10 protein-coding genes are annotated in these 13,058 nt (G+C 43.5%); 4 read left to right on the top strand and 6 right to left on the bottom strand.

From position 1 onward, the window contains the following. From T546_RS0120425 to T546_RS0120395, 6 genes are all read right to left on the bottom strand, one after another. On the bottom strand, positions 1-256 hold a 256-nt coding region (locus T546_RS0120425; RefSeq protein ID WP_026893223.1), incomplete at its 3' end, for a transposase. Between the two features lie 221 nt (positions 257-477). Continuing rightward, on the bottom strand, positions 478-1,617 hold the full coding sequence (nagA, locus tag T546_RS0120415; RefSeq protein WP_026893222.1) for an N-acetylglucosamine-6-phosphate deacetylase: 1,140 nt from the start codon (positions 1,615-1,617) through the stop codon (positions 478-480). Between the two features lie 117 nt (positions 1,618-1,734). Then, a complete protein-coding gene (locus T546_RS0120410; protein WP_026893221.1) occupies positions 1,735-3,996 on the bottom strand; it encodes a sensor histidine kinase in 2,262 nt (753 codons plus the stop codon). Beyond that, entirely contained in the window at positions 3,968-4,681 is a 714-nt protein-coding gene (locus T546_RS0120405) for a response regulator transcription factor (protein WP_026893220.1), read from the bottom strand. The genes T546_RS0120410 and T546_RS0120405 overlap by 29 nt, the downstream gene beginning before the upstream one ends. 249 nt (positions 4,682-4,930) lie before the next feature. Next, positions 4,931-5,875 (bottom strand): 3'-5' exoribonuclease YhaM family protein, encoded by a 945-nt coding sequence (locus T546_RS0120400; protein ID WP_026893219.1) that lies wholly within the window; start codon positions 5,873-5,875, stop codon positions 4,931-4,933. 46 nt (positions 5,876-5,921) lie between these two features. Further along, positions 5,922-7,232, bottom strand: a complete 1,311-nt coding sequence (locus tag T546_RS0120395; protein WP_026893218.1) for a S1C family serine protease — start codon at positions 7,230-7,232, stop codon at positions 5,922-5,924. Positions 7,233-7,436: 204 nt separating this feature from the next. On the opposite strand from T546_RS0120395, the gene T546_RS0120390 reads away from it, so the two are divergent. The 4 genes from T546_RS0120390 (at position 7,437) to licT (ending at position 13,042) form a co-directional block, all read left to right on the top strand. Further along, positions 7,437-9,830, top strand: a complete 2,394-nt coding sequence (locus tag T546_RS0120390) for an endonuclease MutS2 (protein WP_026893217.1) — start codon at positions 7,437-7,439, stop codon at positions 9,828-9,830. A 20-nt stretch (positions 9,831-9,850) separates the two neighbouring features. Then, on the top strand, positions 9,851-10,561 hold the full coding sequence (locus T546_RS0120385) for a response regulator transcription factor (protein WP_024838210.1): 711 nt from the start codon (positions 9,851-9,853) through the stop codon (positions 10,559-10,561). After that, positions 10,562-11,968, top strand: coding sequence for a sensor histidine kinase (locus tag T546_RS0120380; protein ID WP_026893216.1), 1,407 nt, complete (start codon positions 10,562-10,564; stop codon positions 11,966-11,968). Between the two features lie 234 nt (positions 11,969-12,202). After that, the gene (gene licT / locus T546_RS0120375; protein WP_026893215.1) at positions 12,203-13,042 is read left to right on the top strand and encodes a BglG family transcription antiterminator LicT; all 840 of its coding nucleotides are present in this window, start codon (positions 12,203-12,205) and stop codon (positions 13,040-13,042) included. Positions 13,043-13,058: the final 16 nt, after the last annotated feature.

The raw sequence follows: 13,058 nt of genomic DNA, 5'->3' as shown, positions 1-13,058 counted from the left end.
AACTAGTATGTAATGTTTTTGAGTTATAACCATTCCTGCTATTATCTGTTTCTTTGTTACGGAAATCGTACTTGGAGTAACCAAGTTCCTCCTCCATTTCACCATCCAGACTACCTTCCAGGATGACAGACATCATTTCTCTCATGAGACCATTGACATCTGTTCCATTCTTAACTGGATTTTCTTTCAGATATCCATTCATCATTTCACGTAGTGCCTGTCTTTCGGGAGACTCGTCCCTTCTTCTTTTTGCCATAAAATAAAACCTCCAAACTGAGTAATTTTATTTTACATCAGTTTGAAAGTTTACACAAACTTTGGGATTCTCCCTCGAGCTTGGCACTGCGGACTAGCTCCCGAAACATCCTCTTTTAATCTTTTATCATTTATTCCTTCCAATCCCACCCAAACTATTGACAAAGAGCCATAAAAACTGGGCAATCGACGCCCCCTCGCGCCTGCTGCCCAGCCTGCCTATCATAACATAGCATTTCCTCGACAATAAGTCTGAACCACATCATAAGAATCCGAAAGCACCACCAGATCCGCATCATACCCTGCTGCCAAACGTCCCTTCCTGTCATCAACCCTCAAACACCTTGCCGGATTTAACGTACAGGAATTCAGCGCAGTATCAAACGGAACCATAGCTTCCTCCACCAAAATCTGAAGCCCCCGGTTCATATTCAGGGTACTTCCAGCAATCGTCTCCGTCCCCTTTAAATATGCCAACCCATTATCCCGAATCTCAACATCATGGCCTCCCAGCTTATATTCCCCTCCCGGCGGACAATGCTTTGCCCGAAGAGAATCGCTGACCATAATGCCATACTCTCTTCCCTTGGCTGTAAAGAAGTTATTAAGCGCCGCCACATGAGAATGGCACCCGTCACAAATAATCTCACCATAAATATCCCTGACCCGAAACGCTGTTCCCACCAGCCCGGGATTCCTATGATGATAAGGAGTCATCCCATTATAAACATGAGTCATAGATATCGCTCCGTTAGCAATTCCCATCAAAGCCTGATCATAGGAGGCAGAGGAATGTCCCATACTAACCACCACCCCGTTCCTGCATAAATACCTGGTCAGTTCAAACCCTGCATCATGCTCCGGAGCAAGAGTAATATATCGAATCAGCCCCCTGGCTGCCTCCTGGTATCCCTGAAATTCTGCTATAGTTGCTTTGGCAATAGCCTCAGGAGGCTGAGCCCCCTTGTATTTCGTATCAAGATATGGTCCCTCAAAATGAATTCCAAGAATCTCAGCCCCTTCATACTCACCTTCCGCCACATCCGCAACATTGGAAACCGCCTTTAAAAGCACCTCAGGAACCTGAGTCACTGTAGTCGGCAAGATCGACGTAACTCCCTCTTCCGGAATCCGCTTCATCCACTCACGAAGCCCATCCGCCTCTCCATCATTGGTATCATACCCATAGGCACCATGGGTATGAATATCAATAAATCCAGGAACGATCCGGTCTCTGCCATAATCAGCATCCACCACCATTTTCCCATATTCATAAACTGCTTCAATCTTTTTACCTTCCACCTGTAACTGTGCTGGAATAAACTGTCCCCCGATCCAAATACGTTTGCTTTGTATGATCATAATTCTTATCCTCCCTTCACACGATACACTCTTTTCTTTAGTATACCAGTTCTGACAGGGTTTTCAAGAATTTATGAAAATATTTTCTTTTTTATTTATACTTTTAAAAATTATATCCTATTCCACCGGCCAACGTATGCTGACGCGGAATAAATCTGCCTCGATTTCTACAAAAAGCTTTCCATTCTGAAGCTCCACAAAGCTTTTTGCAATAGCCATTCCAAGGCCTGAGCCTTCCGTATTCCTGGACTGGTCTCCTCTGGCGAATCGCTCTGTAATCTCATTGGGATTAAAGGATAGCTCTGCAGCAGAAACATTCTTAAGGCTGATTACCACAAATCCGTCTTCCTTTTTCATATCAATATAAGCCCTGGTATTTGGCATGGCATATTTTATGATATTGGTCAAAAGGTTGTCAAAGATGCGGTAGGTTTTCTGACCATCTAAGGGAAGAACTATTTTTTCATCCGGCAGATTCCAGCGAAAATCAATGGTGGATTCTTCAATTTTATCGCTTAATTCCAGGCTGACTTCCTTTAGGAGGCTGACAATATCCACCTCTTCCAGATTCAGGGTCACATTATTACTGTTGGCCTTGCTGATCTCAAAAAGGTCTTCAATCAGGGACTTCAAGCGCATGGACTTCTGTTCCAGAATATCAATATAAGCCTTTCGCTGTTCCGGTGTCACCCTTTCATCCTTTAGGAGATTGACATAGGTGATGATGGCTGTCAGAGGTGTCTTTAAGTCGTGAGACATGTTGCTGATCAAGTCCGTTTTAAGCTTCTGGCTTTTCACTTCCTCATCAACCGCAACTTTAAACCCACTTTGTATCTTCTGAATCTCCTTTTTAAATGGTTCGAACACACTTAGATCCTCCTCTATGGACACCTCTAAGTTTCCTTCCGCGATCTGGTTGGTGGCCCTTAAAAGCACTCTGTATTTCCCACTTAGGTCTCTGTAATACTTCCTCATAATAAAGAATAAAAGAATGGAATAAAAGAATAGTGCTCCAATTCCAAAAAACCACAGGCTGCAGAGAATCGCAAGGATAAGAAAGTTAACTCCAACAATACGGAATATGGTCTTATCTGACTGTTCCTTTAAATTAATGTCTCCTACATAATGGTAGACTTTAATACATATCATCTTTAACCAGCCACAGAACCAGCCGATTAAAGTACGTTCTCTAAGGTAACGTTTGATACCAATACTAAGCACATCCCGCAGGCACAAAACTGCCCAGTAGACGACTGCAAAAGGCAGTGACCACCAAAGGAGGTTCCATACCTTTACCATGATCCCAGCTACACCGGGAAGAAAATTGGCCCGCAGAAGGGTTTCAAATAAATCTCCCTGATTGGTAACAATGACAAGATTGGTAAGGCCGGCACCAAAAGCAACTCCGCCACAGCCCACACCTGCTACGATTTCAAATGGAGTTCTGAAAATCCGGCTGCTGTCTGGCAATGTCACATCCAGGAAGGAGAACAGGAATGCAAGAACGGTAACAGCACAGATGAGTCCTACAAATATTTTCAGAATGCTGTCGGAATCATTGTAAGTGTCGGAAAAGCCAGCGGCGGTTTCCTTAAAAGCAGTAATCTGTTCTTTTGTCATTCCGTAGGTGATAGTTATATTTTTAGGATTTTGAAGCCTTAGATCCGGTTCATATAAATACTGTTCCCAATAATCCTCCATCATAGGATCCTTATCCCCAAAATCCTGCAAAAGCGTGAGAAGCCTGGCTGTATTGTCTCCGTGAATGGAGACAACTTCCATTCTGCCCATGCCGTCGTACTGAAGTACGGTCTGGAACTCATACGTATCATTGCCCAGTATGGTCTTTCCACCGGAGTGGTCGGATATCACCTGTCCCTTTTCATTGAGAATCTGGTAATCCAGAGAGTTTCTTATGCTGTCAAAGCAGTTTTTCCAGTTATTGTAGCTGCGCATTGTCTTCTGGCGCAAATGGGATAAATATTCAGAACGGGTTCCACTTTCACCCCCATTTAAATCCGCTGTAATTTCATTCTCGATTGCTTCATCCTGAACAACCGATTCCACCTGATTTGTCTCCTCTGCGGCCACGGATTCCTCTGTCTGATTTTTCATCTCCTCTGCTGCTTTGGGGAAGAAAAACTGAAAAGGGGATATAATATCACCTTGATTATTACGGGCCTGTTCCATGGAAAGTACATAATTTCCATATACAAGATATTTTAAAAATGTCTGCTGCTGATATACCGGCTCCTCGTATCTGGCGGACTCATTCTTAAAAAAGGGATAGAGTCCTACCATGACGGCGGCAGCGGATACGATGACAACGATTGCCAGAAGTATGCTGATCTTATGCCTGCTTTTCAATTTTGTATCCAACTCCCCACACCACCTTTAGATATTTTGGTTCCTTAGGATCTATCTCAATCTTCTCCCGGATCTTTCTTACATGCACCATAATGGTATCTGTATTAATGGCACGTTCGTTCCAGACTCTTTCGTATATCTCTTCTGCCGAAAAAACTCTTCCGGGATTTTTCATAAGAAGAGCTAGAATCTTAAATTCAATGGGAGTTAACTTTACCGACTTCTCATCTACGAACACCTCTACCGTGTCCTCGTTAAGCTCCAGTCCTCCGATGACATAGACATTGCTTCGTTCCTTCTCTTCCTTTGCTTCCAGCATATCCATATACTTTTTATACCGTCTTAACTGGGAATTGACCCTGGCTAACAGCTCCATTGGGGTAAATGGCTTGGATACGTAATCATCCGCACCGATATTAAGCCCCATGATCTTATCCACTTCTTCTGATTTGGCGGATAAAATGATGACAGGAAAATCGTATTTTTCTCTCAGCTTTACGGTCATAGTGATTCCATCCATTCTGGGCATCATCACATCAACGATTGCCAGGTGAATCTCTTCCTTATCAAGAATCTTAAGCCCTTCTAACCCGTCAGCCGCCTGGAACACTTCATATCCCTGGCTTCTTAAGTATATTTCCACTCCTTCTCGGATTTCTTTATCATCTTCCACTAACAAAATGTGATTTGCTTCCATGCTATCTTTCCTCCTTGACCTATTCTGATATTTTCTGGCACCCGCAAAAGCTGCAGTGCCCTACCTGCGTTTTTTGGCGAAATGTTCATTGACCCACGATCTTAATATTATTAGGATAAAGAACCATTCTTAAAATGATTGACAGAGAAACCGAAAGAAATTCTAAAAAAATTTTTCCGGAATCGAAAAACAGAGGATGAAATAATTTCAACCCTCTGCCTTACTAACGCCATATGGTAAAAACGGCGCTTATTCTGTCGTCTTTCTGATATTTGTGTCCATGAGACGGTTAAAACCAAGCCAGCCACTGTTATCGCCTGCTCCTTTTAACACTTCGATCATGGTTTCCATCTTTGCATCCGTATTATCTGCAAAATTAAGAGCAAGCGCTTCTATAATCGCCGGTTTTTTCGGTGAGCCGTATTCCAGTTCCCCATGGTGAGCCAGAATGCAGTGCTTAAGCTCCGTTGCAGTCTTTTCCGGAAATCCTGGAATGGTTTTCATTCTCTCACTGATCATCTCGGTTCCGATGATGATGTGGCCTAATAGCTGTCCGTCGTCGGTATAATCATTTTCCGGAAATGCTGACAATTCCTTTGTTTTACCCACATCGTGGAACATCGCTGCAGTTAAAAGGAGATCCCGGTTGATCAGAGGATAATATCCTGCATAGTAGTCACACAGCTTTACTACGCTTAAGGTATGCTCTAACAGTCCTCCTACAAACCCATGATGAACACTTTTCGCTGCGGAATGGAATTGAAATGCCTTGGCAAATGAAGCATCCTCTACAAAAAAGCTTTCTAAGAGCTTCTTTAAGTAAGGATTCTTTAAGGACTTTATAAAGCCAAGGAGCTCTTCGTACATGAGTCCAATGTCTTTCGTGGAAACAGGCAGATAATCCCCAGGCACATATTCCCCTTCTTCTGCTTTGCGGGCACGCTTGATGTTAAGCTGATTGGAATTCTGGAATACGGTAACATCTGCATCAATGAAAACGTAATCCATGGATTCAAAATTGCCGATTCCAGGAGAATTCAAATCCCATATCTTGGCATCAATGGTTCCTGTCTTATCCTGAAGAATTACATTGCCGTACTCTTTTCCTGATTTTGTCAGGCAAACCTGTCTGTTTTTACATAAATACACATCTGAAACATGCATTCCTTCACGGAATGATTCTATATATCTCATTTATTTCCTCCACATTTGACTCAGGTAACAAGGAGAGCCAGGAAGATCACCTGGCTCCGATGGTTACCTGAAATTGTATCTTTTTATATTCTTCCCTTCCGCTTCGGGAAACCGTGACAGGTATGACCTGTCCGGGGGTGGATTTTTCCAATAAAATCTGAAAATCCTTCATGGTGACAATGGTATCTCCTCCCATGGAGGTAATGATGTCACCGCACTGGATTCCGGCGTTGTAGGCTGGACTGTCCGCATTGACCTCCACTACATAAACTCCCAGCGGCATTCCGCTGCTGTTCATGGCGGCACTGACTTCCTGGCCTTTGATTCCAAAGTATGGATATGCCTCTCCGTTACTGATCTTTTCCAAAATATTCTTGTAATCGGAAATGGCCATAGCAGCAGTCATATTTGTATTTCCTTCATTCTTATATTCATCCGTTGTCCAGCCGATGATCTGGCCCGACGTATTCATAAGAAAGGTTCCTGTTCCTGCATTCCCCTTTACATCCGTATAAAGGACACGGGTCATACCATCTGTAACCTGAACATTCTTTGTAATATAGGAAATAAATCCGTACCCCGAGGAATGAACCATGCCTGCGGGACCGCCAATGGCAATGACTAAATCTCCCTGCTTCACAGAATAGGAATTTCCAAGCTCAAGGGCTTTGATTTCTTCTAAGAGCGCCCTTCCAAGGCCCTCCGTGGACACGCTGACAATTGCCATTCCGGAAAGCTTATCTCTCTGCTTAATGGTTCCCTGTACCTCGGTTCCGTCTGTAAATGCCACACGAATGGCATCTGCATCCTCAACCGCACCTTCCGGTGTGAGCACCAGAAGCTCCTGATTGGCAAAGGCTGTAATCACGCCTGCATAGAGACCTGAATTCTCCACTGGATTGTTAAACCAGTCTTTCTGAGTTTTAACAGAATGAACCGTAACAATACCTTTGTCCGCCTTTTGAACCAATGTTTTCATGTTTCCATAAAGGGTGTTTAAATCTTCCATAGAAAATGGATACTTCTCCATGGCAGATTTTAAGATATCCTCGATGGGTTCTGTCTGGGCCTCCGTAGAGGCTGCTAAAGCCTCTGAAGACACTGCCTCAGGGTCATCCTTGGGTATGGTTACCGGAGTACCTTCCGTGGTGGCTTCTCTTACGAACCACCTTTCAGCAACTGGTCTTGATATGACAAATGTAACCGCCGCAACAAATCCGAAAACAGCTGCAGTCGCCAAAAAACCCAGAGACCTTTTTAAAATATCTTCCTTTGACATAGGCTGCTTGACTATTTTTTCGTTAATAAACCGACGGGGCTCCGTCTTTTTATCATCTGGCCCGTTATGATCCGGCATACTTACCCTCCTTTGCAGAAGACCTACCTACTATTATAAGGTTCTTCCTGTCTTAATGCAAGAAAAACCTACGAAACCCGAAAAACAGGGGCTTTAAGGCCATGAAAAACATCCTGAGGATTGCAGTTTTTATCTCACGTATGCTATACTGTAAACGGTACAAAGGTCAACATTTGGAAAGAAAGTTATGAAAAAGGTAAATATATGAATCAGAAAGCATTAAAAACGTTAGAATACCATAAAATCATTGGAACTCTTACAGAATATGCAACCTCTGACGCAGGAAAAGAGCTGTGCAAACACCTGGTTCCCTCTACGGATTACCAGGAAATCGTACAGGCCCAGGCAGAAACCACAGATGCAGTTTCAAGAGTCCGTCAGAAGGGGAATATTTCATTTAACGGAGTGAAAGATATTCGTCCTTCCATCAAGCGTCTGGAGGTGGGAAGCTCCCTTGGCATCATTGAAATACTTGCCATCAGTTCCCTGTTAACCATATCCGCCCGTGCTAAGGCTTATGGGCGCCATGAGGAGTCAGAGCTTCCAGAGGATTCCCTGGAGGAATTCTTCCGGTTGTTAGAGCCTTTAACTCCGGTAAACACAGAAATCAAACGCTGCATTATCTCAGAGGAGGAAGTCAGCGACGACGCTAGTCCGGGACTTCACAAGGTCAGACGGCAGATGCGGTCGATTAACGAAAAAATTCATACCCAGTTAAATTCTATTTTAAATTCCAACCGGTCTTATCTTCAGGATGCTGTAATTACCATGAGAGACGGCCGTTACTGTCTGCCTGTTAAATCAGAACACAAGTCCCAGGTCTCCGGTATGGTCCATGACCAGTCTTCCACTGGTTCCACCCTCTTTATCGAACCTATGGCAATCGTAAAGCTGAATAACGAGCTTCGCACCCAGGAAATTCAGGAACAGAAGGAAATCGAGATGATACTGGCTGATTTAAGCAATCAGCTTATGCCTTATTTAGAAGAGCTTGAAACGGATTATATCACCCTGGCTAAGCTGGACTTTATCTTTGCAAAGGCGGCTCTTTCTAAGCATTACAAGGGAAGCGAGCCTGTATTTAATACGAAGGGACTGGTTCATATTAAAGATGGACGCCATCCTCTTCTTGACCCTCAAAAGGTCGTTCCTATCACCATTCACCTGGGCCGGGATTTTGACTTATTAATCGTAACAGGTCCTAATACTGGTGGTAAGACCGTTTCCATTAAGACTGTGGGGCTATTCACCCTTATGGGACAATCTGGCCTTCACATTCCAGCCTTTGACGGATCAGAGCTGGCTGTGTTTGATGAGGTCTTTGCTGATATCGGAGACGAACAGAGCATTGAACAGAGTCTGAGTACTTTTTCCTCTCATATGACAAATATTGTCCAGATCCTGGGACAGGCAGACAGCCGCTCTCTTTGTTTATTCGATGAGCTCGGCGCAGGAACCGATCCTACGGAAGGTGCTGCACTTGCCATTTCCATATTGTCATTCCTTCACAACATGAAATGCCGTACCATGGCTACCACCCATTACAGCGAGCTTAAGGTATTTGCCTTAACAACTCCGGGAGTGGAAAATGCCTGCTGTGAATTTGATGTAGAAACGCTAAAGCCTACCTACCGTCTCTTAATCGGTGTTCCGGGAAAAAGTAACGCTTTTGCTATTTCCAAAAAGCTGGGACTTCCGGATTACATCATCGAGGATGCTAAGACTCATCTGGAAGCAAAGGATGAGACCTTTGAGGACCTTCTGGCTCATTTGGAGGAGAACCGTATTACCATTGAAAAGGAACGGATCCAGATTGAATCCTATAAGCGGGAGGTGGAACAGCTTAAGACCAGGCTGACCCAAAAAGAGGAGCGGTTAGACGAGCAGCGGGATAAGATGATCCGTACTGCCAAGGAAGAAGCTCAGAAAATCTTACGGGATGCTAAGGATACCGCTGACCAGACCATCCGCCAGATCAACAAGCTGTCAAGCGATTCTGGAATCAGCAAGGAATTAGAGGCAGAGCGGAGCCGGTTACGTGGAAAGCTTCAGGATGTGGATGCTTCTCTCACCCTTAAAAAGGAGAAAAGCCGGCAAACAAAGGGAATCGATCCGAAAAAGCTAAAGCTTGGAGAAGGAGTCAAGGTGCTTAGTATGAATTTAAATGGTACCGTCAGCTCTCTTCCTAACGCCAAAGGGGATTTATACGTTCAGATGGGTATTTTAAGATCCCTTGTGAATTTATCTGATCTTGAGCTTTTACAGGAGGACTCTGTCTCTTCATCAGGAGGCAAAAACGGTACGAGACAAGGGGGAAGTGGAAGCAGTTCTACCCGAATGTCCAAGTCCTTCTCCATCTCACCGGAAATTAATCTCATCGGCATGACAACAGATGAGGCCATTCCACAGCTTGACAAGTATTTAGATGATGCTTATCTGGCTCATCTGCCTCAGGTAAGAGTGGTTCACGGACGGGGAACCGGAGCGTTAAAGGCTGCAGTTCATAAGCATTTAAAAAAGCTTAAATATGTAAAGGAATTCCGCCTCGGCGCCTTTGGAGAAGGGGATTCCGGAGTAACCATTGTTTCATTCAAATAAGAGTAGAAATGGAGTCTATTATGGCAGAGAAACAGCGGATATTGATTGTAGATGATGACAGCAACATTGCAGAATTGATCTCCTTATATTTAATAAAAGAATGCTATGACACGGAAATTGTTGGGGACGGAGAGGAAGCTCTCCGTGTCTTTCCGGAATTTAAGCCAAACCTTGTTCTTCTTGACTTAATGCTGCCAGGCATGGACGGCTATCAGGTATGCCAGAGAATCCGTTCCCAGTCCCAGATTCCTATTATCATGCTCTCTGCCAAGGGTGAGGTCTTTGACAAGGTTCTTGGCCTTGAGCTTGGAGCCGATGACTATATGATTAAGCCCTTTGACTCCAAGGAGCTGGTAGCCAGGGTAAAGGCGGTCTTAAGGCGTTACCAGACCATGCCCTCTCCTTCCTCCTCCCATACGGATCAACAGGGGGATTATGTAGAGTATCCGGATTTAATTGTGAATCTTACCAATTATTCTGTTATCTATATGGGACATTCCATTGAGATGCCTCCAAAGGAACTGGAATTGTTATACTTTTTAGCCGCCTCTCCCAATCAGGTGTTTACCAGAGAACAGCTCCTGGATCACATCTGGGGGTATGAATACATTGGGGACACCAGAACGGTTGATGTTCATATCAAGCGTCTACGGGAAAAGATCAAAGATCATTCTGGCTGGTCGCTTTCTACGGTCTGGGGAATCGGGTATAAGTTTGAGGTGAAGCGCTAAATGAGCCATTCTCTTTATACAAAATTTATCCTTGGCTATCTTTTATTTGGTCTCCTTGGATTTATTACCATCGCTACATTTTCATCAGAGATAACAAATCAATACTTATTAAAACGCTATTCTGAAAACCTGTATGATGAGGCAAACCAGATTGCCTCCTCTTACAGCGGAATGTATCATGGAAAGGATATGAATGTGACTGCCTCTTATCCGGAGCTTGTGAAGCTGGCTGGCTATTTAAATGCCCAGATTTGGATCGTGGAACGCCAGGGAACGATTATGGCTGACAGTGAAGCAAAAGGGAAAAAAGGGGAGGTCATAGAAAACTTTGACCCTGTTACCTTTGGGAACAAGCACTATACTACGGGAAATTATTACAATGAATTTACCTATGATGTGCTCAGCGTTCATGCTCCCATTACTGGCAATTATACGACCTATGGCTACGTAGTGATTCATCTTCCTTTGTCTTATTTACAGATAGAACGGGATAATATTTTAAACATTGTCTACATCACGGCCGCCGTTGTTTTTGGTCTGTCCCTCGTGATTCTCCTTGTATTTACAAAGAACGTGTATCTGCCCCTGAAAAAAATCACGGCCGGTGCCAATGAATACGCCCAGGGAAACTTGACCTATCATATCGGAGTGAATACCAGAGATGAGATGGGCTATCTTGCCGGTACTCTTAATTACATGTCCAATGAACTAAATAAAATGGAGGAGTACCAAAAGAACTTCATCGCCAATGTCTCCCATGACTTCAGATCGCCTCTCACCTCCATTAAAGGGTATCTGGAAGCAATCCTTGATGGGACCATTCCACCGGAAATGCATGAGAAATATTTAAACCGGGTGATCTCCGAAACGGAGCGTCTGAATAAATTGACCCAGGGAATGCTGACCCTTAACTCCCTGGACAGCAAGGGCTATTTAAACCGGACAAATTTTGATATTAACCGGATCATTAAGGACACTGCGGCTTCCTTTGAAGGGACATGCAATGAAAAGAATATCACCTTTGATTTAACCTTTTCTGACAGCATTCAGATGGTGTACGCCGACTTAGGCAAAATACAGCAGGTCCTTTATAACCTCATTGACAATGCCATTAAGTTCAGTCACCATGATTCAACGGTGCTCATTCAGGCTTCCGGGAAATATGAGAAGATATTTATTTCCATTAAAGATACGGGAATCGGCATTCCTAAGGAAAGCATAAAGAAAATTTGGGAACGTTTTTATAAAACAGACTCTTCCAGGGGAAAGGATAAGAAAGGAACGGGCTTAGGCCTTGCCATTGTCCGGGAAATCATTCAGTCTCATGGAGAGAATATTGATGTGGTCAGCACCGAAGGGGTTGGTTCAGAATTTATCTTCAGTCTTCCAAGGGCAACGAATTTATAATAACAGATTTCTCACCATTGGTTGAAGGCGGGAAATGAGGGTTTTTTTGTACTATTTTTATAATTTATTCTTTACATTCTCAACTTTATATGTTAATATTTACTCATTAAAGTTGGGGACTAGGTGTAACTGTGGGGAACTTTACAGGCATAACTGGTCATATTTATATCTTTGTATAGACAAAGTGTAGATATGACCAGTTATTTTTTTACCAATCGAACATAGGGGTGACTTATGGAAGTAAAACAGGTATTAGGAAATAACATCATCAGCTCATGGGATACCAATGGCGAAGAGATTTTGCTTATGGGAAAAGGAATCGGCTTTTCAGTAAAGCCCGGCAGTCAAGTGGATGAATCCAAAATATCAAAAATATTTTCCTTAAGGACTCAGGAAATCAGCCGCTTGACTGAACTGCTCTCCCAGATCCCCGAGGAGCACATTCAGTGTGCCAGTGAAATCATCTCCTGTGCCAGGGATATGTTGAATAAGAAGTTAAACGACAGCATTTACATTACCCTGACGGATCATTTGAACTTTGCATTTGAGCGTAAGAAGCTGGGAATTGAAGTGAGGAATGCGCTTCTGTGGGAGATCAAACGGTTTTATCATCAGGAATTTTTAGTGGGATTAAAAGCCCTGGAAATTATAAAGGAACGGTTTAATATCCTGCTGTCTGAGGATGAAGCCGGAAGCATTGCCCTTCATATTGTCAATGCTGAGCTGGATACGGATATGGAGCAGTCTATTGAGATCACCGGAATGATTCAGGATATCTTAAATATTGTCCGGTATCATTTTACCCTCTCTCTCAATGAGGAGACTCTGTCATATGAAAGGTTTGTCACCCATCTGAAATTCTTTGTCCAGAGAGCGGTGAGAAAACAATTTTACGAAACCGGTGACCCGGAGTTTTGCAATATGATCTACCGCCAGTATCAGGAAGCCTATCAGTGTGCGTTAAAGGTGGAGGCATATATGAAGAAAAAAAAGGATTACGTGTTGTCTGACGAAGAGCTTATGTATTTAACGGTACATATCAGAAGAATTATTAAGGAACATAGAGGCGACTAGACCCTGCTTAATATCA

The organism is [Clostridium] aerotolerans DSM 5434 (genome assembly GCF_000687555.1).
GTDB lineage: Bacteria > Bacillota > Clostridia > Lachnospirales > Lachnospiraceae > Lacrimispora > Lacrimispora aerotolerans.
This window is presented reverse-complemented; position numbering and strand designations above follow the sequence as displayed.

Excerpts from the sequence above, each read along its gene's own strand:
- nagA (WP_026893222.1), bottom strand. The coding sequence starts at position 1,617 with ATGATCATACAAAGCAAACGTATTTGGATCGGGGGACAGTTTATTCCA.
- T546_RS0120405 (WP_026893220.1), bottom strand. The coding sequence starts at position 4,681 with ATGGAAGCAAATCACATTTTGTTAGTGGAAGATGATAAAGAAATCCGA.
- T546_RS0120400 (WP_026893219.1), bottom strand. The coding sequence starts at position 5,875 with ATGAGATATATAGAATCATTCCGTGAAGGAATGCATGTTTCAGATGTG.
- T546_RS0120395 (WP_026893218.1), bottom strand. The coding sequence starts at position 7,232 with ATGCCGGATCATAACGGGCCAGATGATAAAAAGACGGAGCCCCGTCGG.
- T546_RS0120390 (WP_026893217.1), top strand. The coding sequence starts at position 7,437 with ATGAATCAGAAAGCATTAAAAACGTTAGAATACCATAAAATCATTGGA.
- T546_RS0120385 (WP_024838210.1), top strand. The coding sequence starts at position 9,851 with ATGGCAGAGAAACAGCGGATATTGATTGTAGATGATGACAGCAACATT.
- T546_RS0120380 (WP_026893216.1), top strand. The coding sequence starts at position 10,562 with ATGAGCCATTCTCTTTATACAAAATTTATCCTTGGCTATCTTTTATTT.
- licT (WP_026893215.1), top strand. The coding sequence starts at position 12,203 with ATGGAAGTAAAACAGGTATTAGGAAATAACATCATCAGCTCATGGGAT.